A 15,479-nucleotide genomic window follows, 5' to 3' on the forward strand; every position below is an offset into this window, starting at 1 on the left:
CGGTAACACGACTCTCAAAACCGCACCCCACCCGCTTACCCTAATCCGCCAGCATCACGGCCTTCAAATTCATGAACTCATGCAGCCCCCATGGCCCGAGCTCTCGGCCATGGCCCGACAGCTTGACCCCGCCGAACGGCGCTTCGGGCGTCGAGGCGAGCAGCTGGTTCACCGCGGTCATCCCGCTTTCGATGTCGCGGACGAAGCGATCGATCTCCGCCTGATCGCTGGTCCACACGCTCGACCCGAGCCCGAACGGCACGTCGTTGGCCAGCGCGATCGCCGCGTCGATATCGTCCGCGCGGAACACCATCGCCACCGGCCCGAAAATCTCTTCCTGCGCGAAATCGGCGTCGGGATGGACATGAGTGAGCACGCCCGCCTCCATCCAAGCCCCGTCGCGCTCGATCTTCGCGCCGCCCGCCAGCGTCGCGCCGTCCGCCACCGCACGCTCGACCTGCTCAAGCACCGTATCGCGCTGCTCGACGCTCGACAGCGGGCCCATCTCGACGCCGTCCTCCATCGGATCGCCGATCTTCACCGCCAGCATCGCGGCGGTGAACTTGTCGAGGAACGCGTCATAGACATCGGCGTGCACGATCATCCGCTTGGCGCAGATGCAGCTTTGCCCCGCATTCTGCACCCGAGCCTTCACCGCCGTCGCCACCGCCTTGTCGAGATCGGCCGACGGCATGACGATGAACGGGTCCGATCCGCCCAGTTCGAGCACAACCTTCTTGAGCGCTCGGCCCGCGGCTTCCGCGACCTTGGCACCCGCGCCCTCGCTCCCGGTCAGCGTCACCGCGGCGACGCGCGTGTCCGCGATGATGCGCGAGACCTTGTCCGACTTGATCGGAAGGTTCTGGAACAGTCCGTCGGGCGCGCCCGCGGCGCTGACCATCTGCTGGATCAGCGCCGCGCAGCCCTGGGTCAGCGAGGCGTGCTTGAGCAGCCCGACATTGCCCGCCAGGATCGTCGGCGCGAGCCAGCGCACCACCTGCCAATAGGGGAAGTTCCACGGCATCACCGCGAGGATCGGGCCCAGCGGCAGCCAATGCCCCACCGCACGCCCGCTCGCCGTCTTCGTCTCGATCGGCGCCAGATAGCCCGGCCCCTTATCGGCATAGTGGCGGAAGCCCGCGATGCATTTCTCCACCTCGGCGATCGCGGAGGCGAGCGTCTTGCCCATTTCCTTCGTCGCGGTCTCGGCGAGGTGGCGCTTGTTCGCCTCGAACCGGTCGGCGATCGCGGTGAGCAGCGCGGTCCGCTGTGCGATATCGCTCGCCCGCCACGACCGGAACGCCGCCTCCGCCCGTGTCAGAGCGGCCTCGATCGCGTCGTCGTCCAGCGCCGCGAAGGTCGCGCCTGCTTCGCCGGTCGCCGGGTTGATGCTGGTGAACATGCGCGTCTCCTTCATGGGCAAGATAGGCCGGGGCAATGTAGGGACGCCGATCGCGTTGCGGGAGGTTGAATTGGTTCGACCCGCAGCGCATAGCGACGTCATGACCGAGGAGACCGACATCGCCGCGCTTTCGTTCGAGGATGCGCTGAAGGAACTCGAACGAATCGTTTCCCGTCTCGAAAGCGGTGACGCGCTGCTCGACGAGGCGATCGCCCTTTACGAACGCGGCGACGCGCTGCGCGGGCAATGCGCCGCCCGGCTCGATGCGGCGCAGGCCCGGATCGAGGCGATCCGGGCCGATGCCGACGGCCGCGTCGCCGGCACCACGCCCTTCGCGGCCGGATGACACAGGCCATGGCGCAGGGCAGCCTCGCGCTCGAATCGGCGATGCGCGACGTGGCGGAAGAGATCGACCGTCAGTTCGATCTGCTGCTGCCCGTCCCCGCCGATCCCCGCGCGCGCCTCTATGCGGCGATGCGCCATGCCGCGATCGGCGGCGGCAAGCGGCTCCGCCCGCTCCTCACCTTCGCCAGCGCGAGCCTGTTCGCGGTCGATCCCGCCTGCGCTTCACGCGCCGCGATCGCGGTCGAGTGCATCCATGTCTATTCGCTGATCCATGACGATCTGCCCGCGATGGACAATGACGATCTGCGCCGCGGCAAGCCGACCGTCCACCGCGCCTTTGACGAGGCCACGGCGATCCTCGCCGGCGACTGTCTCCATGCGCTTGCCTTCGAGGTGCTGGCCGATCCCGCCACCCATGCCGACCCCTTCGTCCGCGTCGAGCTGGTCACCGAGCTCGCTCGCGCCGCCGGCCCCGTCGGCATGGCCGGCGGGCAGATGATGGACCTGATAGCGGAGCAATCGAGCTTCGACCTGGCCACCGTCACCCGCTGCCAGGCGCTCAAGACGGGTGCGCTGATTTCCTGGGCGGTCGAGGCGGGCGCGATTCTCGGGCGCGTTCCGCCCGAAGGACGTACCGGACTTCGCGGCTATGCGCGCGACATCGGTCTCGCCTTCCAGATCGCCGACGACCTGCTCGATGCCGAGGGGGACGAGGAGGCCGCAGGCAAGAAGCTGCGCAAGGACGCCGACGCCGGCAAGGAGACCTTCCTCACCCTGCTCGGCCCCGAGCGAGCACGCGCGCAGGCGGGCCTGCTGGTCGATCAGGCGATCGCGCATCTCCACGCCTTCGGAGCCGAGGCCGACCTGCTCCGCGACATCGCCCGCTACGTGCTCGAGCGCGACCGCTGACTCTCCTGGGAGCCTGACCATGACCATCCGCACCGGCGTCTACCCCGGCACCTTCGATCCGATCACGCTCGGCCATATGGACATCATCCGCCGCGGCGCGAAGCTGGTCGATCGGCTCGTCATCGGCGTCACCACCAACCCGTCGAAGAACCCGATGTTCACCGTCGAGGAGCGGATGGAGATGGTGAAGCGCGAGGTCGCGGGAATCGCGGGCGAGATCCATGTCGTCAGCTTCGATTCGCTGCTCATGGACTTTGCCGAGCGCGAAGGGGCGAGCGTCATCATCCGCGGCCTGCGTGCCGTCGCCGACTTCGAATACGAGTATCAGATGGCCGGCATGAACCAGCAGCTGAACAGCCGGATCGAGACCGTCTTCCTGATGGCCGACGTCTCGCTCCAGCCGATCGCCAGCCGCCTGGTCAAGGAGATCGCGATGTTCGGCGGCGAGATCGCCAAGTTCGTCACGCCCGCGGTCCGCAACGAAGTCGCCGCGCGGGTCGAGGTGATCGGCCGCAAGGGATCGTAGCACCCCATCGCGCCGCAATTCCGCCACCCGGCTCAATCATTTTGCCGCAGCGTGCGAATTGCTCTAAGCCGCTGCAACTCCTAGTCCCGTGAGGATGTCGATGCGTTCTGTTGCCCTGATTCTCGCCTTCGCGGCCTCGCTCTTCGCCGTTCCGGCAAGCGCGCAATATGTGCCCGGTCCCGCCGGCCGCCCCACGCCGCCCGCCACGACCGACAAGGAAAATCTCTGGCTGCTCGACCTGTCGACCGGCGGCCGCGTCACGATCTGGCTGCGTCCTGACGTCGCGCCGAAGATGGTTCAGCGGGTCAAGGAACTCACTCGCAGGAAATTCTACGACGGCCTGCCCTTCCACCGCGTGATCGAAGGCTTCATGGCGCAGGGCGGCGATCCCAAGGGCGACGGCACCGGCGGCTCCGACCAACCCGACCTCCCCAAGGAATTCAACTATCTTCCGCACGTCCGCGGCGCCGTTTCGGCCGCCCGCGCCGAAAGCGAGGACAGCGCCAACAGCCAGTTCTTCATCATGTTCACGCCGCGGCTCGGCCTCGATCAGAAATATACGGTGTTCGGCCGCGTGCTCGACGGAATGCAGTATGTCGATGCGATCCCGCGCGGCGAACCGCCCGCGGAACCGGCCAAGGTGCTCCACGCCTATATCGCCGCCGACAATCCCCCGGCCTACGCCCCGCCGCCGCCGCCCGCGCCGGTGCAAGAGCCCGCGGCGCTCCCGCCCGGCCCCGGCAAGAAGTGAGCTTGACCCTCCCCGGCACGGGGGGGATTTGAGTTCCGCATGAACGTCGATCTGTTCGATTTCGAGTTGCCGCCCGAGCGCATTGCGCTGCGCCCGGCGAGCCCGCGCGATTCGGCGCGGCTGCTGCTGCTCGACGGTGCGCTGACCGGGGATCGCAGCGTCGGCGATCTCCCCGCGCTGCTCGCGCCCGGCGACCTGCTCGTCTTCAACGACACCCGCGTCATCCCCGCCCAGCTCGAGGGCATGCGGGGAGAGGCGAAGATCGGCGCCACGCTGCACAAGCGCGAGGGGCCGCGCCACTGGATCGCCTTCATCCGCAACGCCAAGCGCCTGCGCACCGGCGAGACGATCGATTTCGGCAACGCCGTCACCGCCGTCGCCGAGGCGCGCCACGACGATGGCAGCTTCACCTTGTTCTTCCCCGGCGACGAGCCGGTCGAGCTGCTGCTCGAACGCGCCGGTCGGATGCCGCTCCCGCCCTATATCGCCGCCAAGCGCCCGACCGATGCGCGCGACGCCGACGATTATCAGACGATGTTCGCGAACGAACCGGGCGCCGTCGCCGCGCCCACCGCCGCGCTGCACTTCACCCCCGGCCTCATGTCCGCGCTCGAAGCGGCTGGGATCGGGCACACCACCCTCACCCTCCATGTCGGCGCGGGCACCTTCCTGCCGGTCAAGGCCGAGGACACCGACGATCACCGGATGCACGCCGAATGGGGCCGCATCGATCCGGCCACGGCGGACAGGCTCAATGCCGTCCGCGCCGCCGGCGGGCGCGTCATCGCGGTCGGCACCACCAGCCTGCGGCTGATCGAAAGCGCCACCGGAGACGACGGCGTCATCCGCCCGTTCGAGGGCGACACCGCGATCTTCATCACACCGGGCTATCGTTTCCGCGGCATCGACGGGCTCGTCACCAACTTCCATTTGCCGCGCTCGACCCTGTTCATGCTGGTCTCGGCATTGATGGGATTGGAGCGAATGCAGGCGGCCTATGCCCATGCTATTGCGGCGGGCTACCGCTTCTATAGCTATGGCGACGCCAGCCTGCTTTTGCCCGGAAAACCCGCATGATCCTCTTCGCCGCCGCCCTGCTTGCAGCACAACAGCAGCCCGCCGCTCCCGGCGTGCCGCTCCAGCCCCCGCAGCCCGGCGCCGAACCGATCCCGCTGATGATCGCCGAGCCGGTGGCGATGGCGATCGCCGCCTTCGATGCCGACGGCGACGGCATCGTCGCCCGCGCGGAGTTCGACACAGGCGTGCGCAGGAGCTTCGACGCGGTGGCGAAGGGGCAAGCTTCGATCGGCTATATCCAGTTCGGCGACTGGTCGGAGCGTTGGCTGGGCAATCGCAACGCGCTGCCCAGCCCGTTCGAGGTCGATCAGGACGGCGACAACCGCATCAGCCTGGGCGAGCTTCAGGCGCGCTTCACCCTGTTCTTCACGCGCTTCGATCGCGACAAGAACGGCTCGATCGCCCGCAGCGAGCTGCTCACCACGCGCCCGGTGCCGCAACCCGGCGGCCGCCCGGGTGAGAAGGACGACCGCCGCAAGCGTCGTTAGGGTTCAATGGCGGCACCGGCCCGCTCCCCACCCGGCCACCCATTTCAGTGTATCTTGATGGGTGGCCGGGTGGGGAGCGGGCCGGTGCCGCGATTCAGCGAAGCTGAATCCCACTCAACGCCTACAGCGAACGATCGGCGTAGATCGCCATTGCCTCGGCGATGAAGTCCGCCGTGCCCGGCAATGCGCCATCGTCATAGGTTCCCCGGAACTCGGGATTCTCGACATAGAAACGGCCCAGCCCCGCGAACGCCTTCGCGTCCGGGATCCAGCTATGGCAGACCCAGGCATAATGGCGCGCGGTCACCGCCTGCGCGGCATCCGATCCCGGCTCCGCCCCCTCGGCGAACAGCCGCTGGAAATCGCTGCGGATCGCCTCCATCTCGGCCTGGATCGCCGCGACCTTCTCCTTGGAAAAGCTTCGCGCCTTGACCTGCGCCGCGTTCACCGCCTCCTCGCCCCAGAAATGCTTCGCCTCCCGCTCCCAGCGTTCGCGGGTCTCGGGCGCGATGCCTGCATAATAGTCGCTGTCTGCCATTGTCTCATCCTTTTCGAGCGATGCGATCGTGCGGTCGATCGTGCGGATGAGGTCGCGATACTGGTCGATCCGCGCCGCCAGTGCGGTGCGATGCCCCTTGAGGGCCGTCAGCGGATCGAAGCGGGGATCGTCGAGGATCGAACCGATCTCGCCGAGCGCCATCCCCAGTTCGCGATAGAACAGGATCTGCTGCAGCCGCAGCAATTCCGTCCGGCCGTAATAGCGATAGCCATTGGCCCCGACATGCGCCGGCTTGAGCAGGCCGATCGCATCATAGTGATGGAGCGTGCGCACGCTGATACGCGCCGCCTTCGCCACCTGCCTTACCGTTCGCATGCCGTTCCTCATCTTCACGCGAATCGCCCTATCGGGGATGACGCAGCGTCAGGGTCAAGCCCCGCGCGACTGGATGACGACCTGGCCTGAATTCACCTTGTTTGACCCTGGCTCGGCTGCCCGCGATTTGCATCTTCAGTGTCCTAGCATCACATGGCACCCAGCGGTTAAGGTCATGCCCATGCACGGTTCGCACAACCATTCCGGCCATTCGCACGCGGGACACAGCCACGCCCCGGCCGATTTCGGCCGCGCCTTCGCGATCGGCACCGCACTCAACCTCGCCTTCGTGCTGGTCGAGGGGATGGCCGGCATCGTCACCGGATCGATGGCGCTGCTCGCCGACGCCGGGCACAATCTCTCCGACGTTCTCGGACTGCTGATCGCATGGGGCGGCGCCGAACTCGCCAAGCGCCCCGCCTCGCGCCGCTTCACCTATGGCCTCAGCAGTTCGACGATCCTCGCCGCGCTCGCCAATGCCGTGCTGCTGCTGTTCGCGGTCGGCGCGATCGCGCTCGAGGCGGTGCAGCGTTTCCAGGATCCGCCGCCCGTCGCCGGCCTCACCGTGATGATCGTCGCCGGGATCGGCATCCTCATCAACGGCGCGACCGCCTTCATGTTCATGCGCGGGCGTGCGGGCGATATCAACATTCGCGGCGCCTATCTCCACATGGTCGCCGACGCCGCGGTATCGGCGGGCGTGGTGCTGGGCGGCGGTCTGATCCTGCTCACCAACGCGTCCTGGATCGACCCGGCGATCAGCCTCGTCATCGTCGCGGTGATCCTGTGGAGCACCTGGGGGTTGCTGCGCGATTCGGTGACGATGGCGCTCCATGCCGTTCCGGCCGGAATCGATCCGGAGAAGGTCGAGGACATGCTCGCGACGCTTCCAGGCGTCACCCGCGTCCACGATCTCCACATCTGGCCGATGAGCACGACCGAATCGGCGCTCACCGCACATCTGCTGATCCCCGGCGGCCACCCGGGCGACGCATTCCTAGACGATGTCCAGCACCGGCTCGAGCATGATTTCGGGATCGGCCACGCCACGCTTCAGATCGAGGTTGGCGACGGCGATCCGTGCCGGCTCCACAACGGGCACGGGCACAAACAGGGGCACGGCAATCACCAGCATGACGATCACGATCACGACGGCCACAGCCATGGCTGAACCGGGTCCGCCGCCGCGGCTCGTGATCTTCGACTTCGACGGCACCCTGTCCGACAGCGGGGGGTGGTTCCTGTCGATCCTCGACCATCTTGCGGACCGCTACGGCTTCCGGCGCGTGGGCACGCACGAGGTCGAATCGCTGCGCCGGATGCCGACGCAGGCGGTGATCCGCCACATCGGCGTGCCGCGCTGGAAACTGCCCTTCATCGCCCGCTATGTCCGCCGTCTGTTCGGCCGCCACGCGCATCAGGTCCAGCTGTTCGATGGCGTGCCGGAAATGCTCGCGGCGATCCAGGCCGCCGGCATCCGCATTGCCGTCGTCACCTCGAACAGCGAAGCCAATGCCCGCGCCGTGCTCGGCCCGGACAATGCCGCCCGCATCAGCTGGTGGGCCTGCGGCGCATCGCTGTTCGGCAAGGCGCCCAAGTTCCGCAAGGTGCTCAAGGCCAGCGGCATCCCGCCGCATCAGGCCCTGTCGATCGGCGACGAGACGCGCGATATCGACGCGGCGCGTGATACCGGCGTCCGGGCGGGCGCAGCGCTATGGGGCTATGCCAGCCCCGACGCGCTCGTCCATCTCGATCCCGATATCGCCTTCGCCGGTCCGCGGGCGGTGATCGACCATCTCGGTTCAACCAAGGTGGACGGCTAGCCACACGGTCGGCGTATCGGTTCGCGTCACCCAGTGCCGCGTGCCGCCCGGGATCAGCAGATGATCGCCCGGCGCCAACGCCACTTCGTCACCTCCCTCCAGCCGGATCGCCGCGCTTCCGGCCAGCACCACCACCCATTCATCCGCATCCTGCACGAAGGGCCGGTCCTCGGGCGTCGCCTGCCCGCCCGACACGATCCGCTCGATCCGCACCCCCGGCCGGTCGAGCAGTGCGGTGAATACCTCGCCCGCCACGGTGGACGGCAATGGCGCGAACAGGTTGGCGATACGGGGCTGGTCCATGCGGAATGTGTTGCGTCCTTCGCGGCGAAGGTCAAAGGGCAGCGGATGCCCCGTTTCGACTTCACCATCCACGCTACCGACGGCAAGGCGCGCACCGGCACGATCGCGATGCAGCGCGGCGAGATCCGCACCCCCGCCTTCATGCCCGTCGGCACCGCTGCCACCGTAAAGGCGATGAAGCCGCAGGACGTCCGCGCCTCGGGCGCCGACATCCTGCTCGGCAACACCTATCATTTGATGCTCCGCCCCGGCGCCGAGCGCGTCGACCGGCTCGGCGGGCTGCACGGCTTCATGGGCTGGGACCGTCCGATCCTCACCGACAGCGGCGGCTATCAGGTGATGAGCCTGTCCGAGCTGACCAAGCGCAGCGAGGAAGGCATCGTCTTCAAGTCGCATCTCGACGGCACGCGCCACATGCTCAGCCCCGAGCGGTCGATGGAGATCCAGCGGCTGCTCGGCTCGAACATCGTCATGGCGTTCGACGAACTGGTTCCGACCACCTCGACGCGCGAGGTGCAGGCCGCAGCGATGGAGCGCTCGATGCGCTGGGCCAGGCGTTCGCGCCAGGGCTTCGACGCCGGCGGTGCACATGCGCAGAACAACGCGCTGTTCGGTATCCAGCAGGGCGCATTGGACGAGGGGTTGCGCAAGGCCAGCGCCGACGCGCTGCTCGACATCGGCTTCGACGGCTATGCCGTGGGCGGCCTTGCAGTCGGTGAGGGACAGGAAGCGATGTTCGCTTGTCTCGACTATGCGCCGGGCCAGCTCGACCCCGCCAAGCCCCGCTATCTGATGGGCGTCGGCAAGCCCGACGACATCGTCGGCGCGGTCGAGCGCGGGATCGACATGTTCGACTGCGTCCTCCCCACCCGCTCGGGCCGCACCGGGCAGGCCTTTACCCGGCAAGGGCCGATCAACATCCGCAACGCGAAGTTTGCCGAGGATCAGGGGCCGCTCGACCCGGCCTGTGCCTGCCCGACCTGCGGCACCTTCACGCGCGCCTATGTCCACCACCTCGTCCGCGCGGGCGAGATCCTCGGCGCGATGCTGATGACCGAGCATAATCTGTGGTTCTATCAGGCGCTGATGGCCGATCTGCGCGCCGCGATCGGGCAAGGCCGGCTCACCGCCTTCGCGAACGATTTCCGTGCTACCTATTATGGCAAAGGCTGATTGCGCCGCTGGCTCCGGAGTCTTACTCCTGTGAAACAGAGGAGTATCCAGTGACCGACCAACGCGACGACCAGGACGAAATCGCCAACGAAATCACCGCCGCCGCCCGCGCAGCGCGGGAGACCGCCGAGCGCGCAGAAGGCACGCGCAAGCCCGGCGAAGGCAAGAAGTGGCCGCTCGGCAAGATCGGTATCGGCATCGGTTCCGCCGCTCTCGCCGCCGCGGTGATCTACGCCGCGCGCAACCGCAAGAAAGACTGACCCCCTCCCTCCAGACCGGAGACCCGAATGCGCCTGACCCGCACCGCGCTGTACCTGAGCGCCGCCCTGCTTCCCTTCGCCGCACATGCGCAGGACGCCGCCCCGGCACCCGCGAAGGAGATCAAGGTCGCGCCGCTCGCCTATACCGAGCGCACCCTGCCCAACGGGCTCAAGGTGTACGCGATCCGCGACACCTCGACCGCCAATGTTTCGGTCCAGGTCTGGTACGATGTCGGCAGCAAGGATGACCCGGCGGGCAAGTCGGGCTTCGCCCACATGTTCGAGCATCTGATGTTCAAGGGTACGAAGAACCTGGTCGACGAGCAGATGGACCGGCTGACCGAGGATGTCGGCGGGTACAACAACGCCTCGACCAACTCGGACTACACCAATTACTTCGAAGTGGTTCCGGCCAACCACCTCGAACGCCTGCTGTTCGCCGAGGCCGATCGCATGGCGAGCCTGGTGGTCAGCGAGAAGGTGTTCGCGAGCGAGCGCGACGTGGTGAAGGAGGAACTGCGCAACCGCGTCCTCGCCTCCCCCTATGGCAAGCTCTTCTACATCTACTTCCCGAACATCTCCTATTCGACTCACCCCTATGCCCGCCCCGGTATCGGCAGCATCGAGGATCTCGACGCCGCGACGATCGGCGACATCCGCGCCTTCCACGCGACCTATTACCGGCCGGACAATGCCGTTCTGGTGGTCGCAGGGAATTTCGACCCGGCTCAGCTGGACAAATGGGTAGACAAATACTTCGCCGGAATCGCCAGGCCCAACCGCCCGATCCCGCGGGTCACCGTCGCCGAGCCGCCGCGCACAACCGCAACGCGCCAGACGGTCTATGAGGCGAACACGCCGCTCCCGGCGGTGCTGCTGAGCTACCAGCTTCCGCCTGACAATGATCCCGATACGCCCGCGCTCGCGGTGCTTGACGGCATCCTGTCGGGGGGCGAGAATTCGCGGCTCTATCGCAACCTCGTCTATCGCGATCAGTTGGCGGCGCAGGCCGACACCTTCCTCGACACGCGCCAGTCGACCGGTTCCTACGCAATGTACGCGATCCTCGCCGGCGGCAAATCGGCCGAAGATGGCGAGAAGGCGATGCGCCGCGAGATCGCCGATCTGCGCGACACGCCGGTGAGTGAGGCGGAGCTCGCCGAAGCAAAGAACGAGATTCTCACCGCCTCGTTGAAGAGCCGCGAGACCGCCGAGGGCAAGGCATCGACCCTCGCCAATTCGATCATCGTCGGCGGAAATCCCAAGGCGGCCGATCAGCAACTCGCCGCCGTCGCCCGCGTCACCGCCGCCGACGTCCAGCGCGTCGCGCGCAAATATCTGGGAGATAACCAGTCGGCTGCGCTGATCTATCTGCCCGACGCCATGGCCAAGGGCGCTAAAGGCGACACCATCGCCGTCGCCTCGACGGTCAAGGTCGCTCCGCTCGTCGTGCCGAGTGACGTCGTCATCCACACCCAGGCGCCCGAAGGCCAGCGCGTCGCCGTCCCGAACCCCGGCGCCCCGGTCTCGCCGGTCATCCCCAAGGCGATCGAAACCAGGCTCGCCAACGGCCTGCGCGTCATCGTGGTCGAGAAGCGCGACCTGCCGATCGTCACCGCCACGGTCGTCGCTCCCGCAGGCGGCGGAAGCGATCCGAACGGCAAGGCCGGCACCGCCGCGCTCGCCGCGGACCTGCTGACCAAGGGTACCGCCACTCGCTCGGCCGAGCAGATCGCACAGCAGGTCGAATCGCTCGGCGGGTCGATCGGTGCGGGCGCGGACTGGGACGCCGCTTTCGCCACCGTCACGGTCAAGGCCGATCAGATCGATCCCGCGCTCGCCATCCTCGCCGATGTCGCGCGCAACCCCGTTTTCGCGCAGGCGGAGATCGACCGCGCGCGAAAGCAGGCGCTCGACGGGGTCGCAGTGCAGCTCAAGGATCCGGGCGCGCTGTCGGGCATCGTCGCCAGCCGCACCGTGTTCGGAGAGCAGGCCTATGGCAATATGCTCTCGGGCACGGTGACCTCGCTCCCGAAAATCACGCGCGACGATATCACCAGTGCCTATCGCAACGCCTGGATTCCGTCTCAGGCAGCGCTGGTGGTGGTCGGAGACATTGCGCAGAAGGACGCTACCGCTCTCGCGCAGAAGCTGTTCGGCGACTGGAAGACCGGTGTTCACGACGGCGTTCCGGACGGGGATAGCGCCCGCGCTGCCCCGCGCGTCGTCGTCGTCGATATGCCCGGTGCAGGTCAGGCGGGCGTCGTCATCGCCCGCCCCGGCATCGCGCGTGCCGACAAGGATTTCTACGCGGCCCAGGTCGCCAACGCCACGCTCGGCGTCGGCTTCACCTCGCGCCTCAACCGGGAAATCCGCATCAAGCGCGGCCTCGCCTATGGCGCGGGCAGCAGCGTCGATGCGCGCCGCGCGCCGGGCATCGTCACCGCCTCCACGCAGACCAAGAATCCCTCGGCACCGGAAGTGGTCTCGCTGATCGCCGCGGAGATGAAGAAGCTCGGCGAGACCCCCGTCCCCGCCGCCGAACTGGATTCGCGCAAGGCGGTGCTGGTCGGCAGCTTCGGCCGCCGGATCGAACGGACCGACGGCATCGCCGGCGCGCTCGCCGACTATGTGGCCGAGGGCGTGCCGCTCGACACGCTGTCTACCTACATCCCCTCGATCCAGGGCGTCGACCCCGCCAGGGTCCAGGCCGCGGCGAAGAAGGTGCTCGACCCGGCCCGCGCCAGCATCATCGTGGTCGGCGATGCCAAGTTGTTCGTGGACGAGCTGCGCAAGGCCCACCCGAATCTCGAGGTGATCCCTGCGACCTCGCTCAACCTCGACAGCGCGATGCTGAAGTAAACCCTTGGCCTCTCCCCCCCGAGGGAGAGGCCTGACCTTCCAAAGCTTACCTTAACCACCAATCGTCTCGCCCCGGGACGGCCCGAAATCCGGGGCAGAAAATTCACCCGTTCTGCGCTATGGGACCCGCCTGACGAGGCCATTGCCTCGCATGGGAACCCATCGTGCTGCGGCAATTCACGCGACTACAGCTTCGGGGAATCGTGGCGGCGCTGCTGGTGTCGCTGGTCGGCGCGGGCTTTTCGGCCCATGCCGGCTTCTCGGCGTTGAGCGCGGGCGACGAGCGCGTCACCCTCCCCGGCCCCGCCCCCACCGGCTATGAGGCCGACGACCATTTCCCGGGCTCCGCATACTATCAGCTCGCCAGCGACGAGACCGCTGCCCCCGCCGCCGGCGTGACCGGCACCGTCGCGCTGCCCGCGGGCCCGGAACCCGCCGACTACGCGCCCGATCCGACGCTCCGCCCTGCCGCCCCCTTCGTCATGCGCGGCACGCCGCAGGACAAGGCACGCGCGCTCGAATGCCTCACCACCGCCATCTATTACGAAGCCGCGAACGAGCCGGACGACGGCCAGCGCGCGGTGGCGCAGGTGATCCTCAACCGTGTCCGCCATCCCACCTTCCCCGCCACCGTGTGCGGCGTGATCTATCAGGGGTCGGAAAAGGCCGGTTGCCAGTTCAGCTATGCCTGCGACGGAGCCATGGCCCGCCGCCCGTCGCGCGCCGCCTGGCTGCGCGCATCGCGCGTCGCCGCCTCGGCGCTCGCGGGCGAAGTGTTCGCGCCAGTTGGCATGGCGACCCATTATCATACCTATGCCGTCACCCCGTCGTGGAACCGCAGTCTGGTGATGACCGGGGTGTTCGGCGCGCATTTCTTTCACCGGTGGAAGGGCTATTGGGGCACCGGTGCCGCGTTCAAACAGGCTTATCTCGGTGGTGAGCCCTATCCCGGCCCGCATCCGCGCGCAGTCACCGCGGCCGAGGTCGCGGCCGCCGCAGCAGCCGCGACGGTACCGATGCCCGCGATGCCCGGCACCACTGCTTCGGCCGCCCAGCCGCAGCCCGTGCCCGTGCCTGTGCCCGTCCAGCAGGAATATGCCCGCAGCGGCGACGTGCGCCCTGAATATTCGGCAGCGCCCGAGTCGCAGGTGCTCGACAAATGGAAGGACAGCGGCCAGCCGCTGCGCTGAAGGGCAACGAAAACGGCCCCCGCCCGTCAGGGCGGAGGCCGTCATGCGTGTCACCCGTTCAACGGCTCAGCGGCGATAGCCACGGTCCCAGTCGCGGCGTTCCCAGCGGATCTTGCGCGCCAGCGCGTCGAAGCGGCGGTCGAGGTCGCGGCGCTCCGCCATCGTCAGACCCGGAGCCGAGCGGCGATAGCGATATTCGAGATTGGCGATCCCGCGGAACTCAGCCCGCAGCCGCGCAGCCTCACGCCGGTTGAGCTGGCCGGAACGCACGCCGCGGTCGATCCGCTGATCGAGCTGCGCCTGGCGCTGGTTGATGCCCCACCAGCCCTGCTGGGCCGACGCGGCGGGAATGGTGGTCGCCGCGATACCAAGACCGGCGATCAGCATTGCGATCTTCTTCATCTCTGCTCTCCTCACTCAAAAACAGGACCGCTCCTTTGCGGTCGAACATCGGTATCCGCCCCGCCTGTCGCAGTGGTTTCACCAAAGTCGTGCTTTTGTGTCGCCGATTGTCGCAGCCGCGCGGGCTTCGTTCATCTTTCCTGCACCCTTAATTGCGGCCCGAATGTGTGTTATTTGAACAAAACACCTTGTCAGACCCCGGGAAAGGACCCATCTTCAAGTCATGCTGAATCTGGTCTCTATCGTCGTCGGCGTTATCGCCCTTCCGGTGATGCTGCTCGGTCTCATTCCGCTGCTGGGTTGGCTCAACTATCTGGTGATCCCGCTCGCGGTGCTCGGCGCGGCATTGGGCGCGCTGTCGGATTCGAACACTGGCCGCAACCTCAACCTGATCGTGCTGCTGGTCGGCTTCGTCCGGCTGTGGCTCGGCGGATTCATTCTTTGACGTGACAAGAACGGGGTCCGGCACGCCGGACCCCGCGGCCATCATGGCTTAGCGGCAACGCACGTTGCCGCGGTCAATCGATGAGCCGAGCGCTGCCCCGCCCGCTGCGCCTAGCAGCGTCGCGAGCGTGCTCGACCGGCCATTCGACAGAGCGTTGCCGATCAGGCCGCCGGCGATGCCACCGACGATAAGCCCGGTCGTGCCGTCGCTGCGGCGGCAATAATAGCGTCCGTCACGGCCGCGATAGATGCGGTCCGCGCGCGTCAGGCGGCGTTCGCGATAGTAGCGGCCGTCGCGATAATAGTCGTCGGCATAATAGTAACGCTGGCCGCGCGCCGGGCGGTTCCAGTCATAATCGCGATAGCGGCGCCAATCGCGCCGGTCCTCGCGATAGTCGCGGCGCGCATCGCGCACTTCGCGGCGATATTCGCGCTGGGCGTCGCGCACGTCGCGCGGACTGTCGGCGCGACGTACGTCGCGGCGATAGTCGCGTTCCGCATCGCGAACCTCCTTGCGATATTCGCGTGCCGCTTCGCGCGGCGTCTGCTGGGCCATGGCGGGGATCGGGGTAAGGACCACCGAGACCATCATGGCGGCGATCATGGGGGTACGCATGATACTCTCCTGCCTTTTGAACCCCCATTCAACG

The 15,479-nt window shown here is 67.4% G+C and carries 18 protein-coding genes; 13 read left to right on the forward strand and 5 right to left on the reverse strand.

Going from position 1 to position 15,479, the window contains the following annotated elements; genetic code table 11:
* Positions 1-40: 40 nt before the first annotated feature.
* Entirely contained in the window at positions 41-1,402 is a 1,362-nt protein-coding gene (locus tag BDW16_RS04965) for an NAD-dependent succinate-semialdehyde dehydrogenase (protein ID WP_066577867.1), read from the reverse strand.
* A 100-nt stretch (positions 1,403-1,502) separates the two neighbouring features.
* Between BDW16_RS04965 and BDW16_RS04970 the strand changes: the two genes are divergently transcribed.
* The 6 genes from BDW16_RS04970 (at position 1,503) to BDW16_RS04995 (ending at position 5,498) form a co-directional block, all read left to right on the forward strand.
* The gene (locus tag BDW16_RS04970; RefSeq protein WP_066577469.1) at positions 1,503-1,748 is read left to right on the forward strand and encodes an exodeoxyribonuclease VII small subunit; all 246 of its coding nucleotides are present in this window, start codon (positions 1,503-1,505) and stop codon (positions 1,746-1,748) included.
* Positions 1,749-1,756: 8 nt separating this feature from the next.
* Complete coding sequence (locus BDW16_RS04975) at positions 1,757-2,656, forward strand: polyprenyl synthetase family protein (RefSeq protein WP_066577466.1); 900 nt, start codon at positions 1,757-1,759, stop codon at positions 2,654-2,656.
* A gap of 19 nt (positions 2,657-2,675) precedes the next feature.
* The gene (gene coaD / locus BDW16_RS04980) at positions 2,676-3,182 is read left to right on the forward strand and encodes a pantetheine-phosphate adenylyltransferase (protein WP_066577465.1); all 507 of its coding nucleotides are present in this window, start codon (positions 2,676-2,678) and stop codon (positions 3,180-3,182) included.
* 100 nt (positions 3,183-3,282) lie between these two features.
* Positions 3,283-3,933, forward strand: coding sequence for a peptidylprolyl isomerase (locus tag BDW16_RS04985; RefSeq protein WP_066577858.1), 651 nt, complete (start codon positions 3,283-3,285; stop codon positions 3,931-3,933).
* Positions 3,934-3,972: 39 nt separating this feature from the next.
* Positions 3,973-5,010, forward strand: coding sequence for a tRNA preQ1(34) S-adenosylmethionine ribosyltransferase-isomerase QueA (gene queA / locus BDW16_RS04990; RefSeq protein WP_066577462.1), 1,038 nt, complete (start codon positions 3,973-3,975; stop codon positions 5,008-5,010).
* On the forward strand, positions 5,007-5,498 hold the full coding sequence (locus BDW16_RS04995; RefSeq protein ID WP_075151445.1) for an EF-hand domain-containing protein: 492 nt from the start codon (positions 5,007-5,009) through the stop codon (positions 5,496-5,498). Before queA ends, BDW16_RS04995 begins: the two co-directional genes overlap by 4 nt.
* A 121-nt stretch (positions 5,499-5,619) precedes the next feature.
* Here BDW16_RS04995 and BDW16_RS05000 read toward each other — a convergent pair whose 3' ends face one another.
* A complete protein-coding gene (locus tag BDW16_RS05000) occupies positions 5,620-6,372 on the reverse strand; it encodes a MerR family transcriptional regulator (protein ID WP_066578398.1) in 753 nt (250 codons plus the stop codon).
* Positions 6,373-6,553: 181 nt separating this feature from the next.
* Here BDW16_RS05000 and BDW16_RS05005 point away from each other — a divergent pair, with 181 nt between their 5' ends.
* Together BDW16_RS05005 and BDW16_RS05010 are read left to right on the forward strand one after the other, a co-directional pair.
* A complete protein-coding gene (locus tag BDW16_RS05005; RefSeq protein ID WP_066578400.1) occupies positions 6,554-7,543 on the forward strand; it encodes a cation diffusion facilitator family transporter in 990 nt (329 codons plus the stop codon).
* Complete coding sequence (locus BDW16_RS05010) at positions 7,536-8,195, forward strand: HAD hydrolase-like protein (RefSeq protein WP_066578401.1); 660 nt, start codon at positions 7,536-7,538, stop codon at positions 8,193-8,195. The genes BDW16_RS05005 and BDW16_RS05010 overlap by 8 nt, the downstream gene beginning before the upstream one ends.
* Here BDW16_RS05010 and BDW16_RS05015 read toward each other — a convergent pair.
* The gene (locus BDW16_RS05015) at positions 8,175-8,498 is read right to left on the reverse strand and encodes a cupin domain-containing protein (protein WP_066578402.1); all 324 of its coding nucleotides are present in this window, start codon (positions 8,496-8,498) and stop codon (positions 8,175-8,177) included. The genes BDW16_RS05010 and BDW16_RS05015 overlap by 21 nt on opposite strands.
* Before the next feature lie 45 nt (positions 8,499-8,543).
* Here BDW16_RS05015 and tgt point away from each other — a divergent pair, with 45 nt between their 5' ends.
* The 4 genes from tgt (at position 8,544) to BDW16_RS05035 (ending at position 13,983) form a co-directional block, all read left to right on the forward strand.
* Positions 8,544-9,671: a tRNA guanosine(34) transglycosylase Tgt gene (gene tgt, locus BDW16_RS05020; protein WP_066578403.1), complete on the forward strand. Its 1,128-nt coding sequence runs from the start codon at positions 8,544-8,546 to the stop codon at positions 9,669-9,671.
* Between the two features lie 50 nt (positions 9,672-9,721).
* Positions 9,722-9,931, forward strand: coding sequence for a hypothetical protein (locus BDW16_RS05025; protein ID WP_066578408.1), 210 nt, complete (start codon positions 9,722-9,724; stop codon positions 9,929-9,931).
* Between the two features lie 27 nt (positions 9,932-9,958).
* Positions 9,959-12,793 carry a M16 family metallopeptidase gene (locus tag BDW16_RS05030; protein ID WP_066578412.1) on the forward strand — a complete coding sequence of 945 codons (2,835 nt, stop codon included), beginning with the start codon at positions 9,959-9,961 and terminating at the stop codon, positions 12,791-12,793.
* A gap of 164 nt (positions 12,794-12,957) precedes the next feature.
* Positions 12,958-13,983, forward strand: coding sequence for a cell wall hydrolase (locus BDW16_RS05035; RefSeq protein ID WP_241910304.1), 1,026 nt, complete (start codon positions 12,958-12,960; stop codon positions 13,981-13,983).
* A 66-nt stretch (positions 13,984-14,049) separates the two neighbouring features.
* Here the strand turns inward: BDW16_RS05035 and BDW16_RS05040 are convergent, their stop codons facing one another.
* Positions 14,050-14,385 carry a hypothetical protein gene (locus BDW16_RS05040; RefSeq protein ID WP_066578418.1) on the reverse strand — a complete coding sequence of 112 codons (336 nt, stop codon included), beginning with the start codon at positions 14,383-14,385 and terminating at the stop codon, positions 14,050-14,052.
* Positions 14,386-14,608: 223 nt separating this feature from the next.
* Here BDW16_RS05040 and BDW16_RS05045 point away from each other — a divergent pair, with 223 nt between their 5' ends.
* Entirely contained in the window at positions 14,609-14,830 is a 222-nt protein-coding gene (locus BDW16_RS05045) for a hypothetical protein (RefSeq protein WP_066578420.1), read from the forward strand.
* 48 nt (positions 14,831-14,878) lie between these two features.
* On the opposite strand, the gene BDW16_RS05050 is transcribed toward BDW16_RS05045, so the two are convergent.
* The gene (locus BDW16_RS05050) at positions 14,879-15,445 is read right to left on the reverse strand and encodes a glycine zipper 2TM domain-containing protein (RefSeq protein ID WP_066578423.1); all 567 of its coding nucleotides are present in this window, start codon (positions 15,443-15,445) and stop codon (positions 14,879-14,881) included.
* Positions 15,446-15,479 lie beyond the last annotated feature (34 nt).

Origin of the sequence: Sphingomonas koreensis (assembly GCF_002797435.1) — a bacterium.
GTDB classification, from domain to species: Bacteria; Pseudomonadota; Alphaproteobacteria; order Sphingomonadales; family Sphingomonadaceae; genus Sphingomonas; species Sphingomonas koreensis.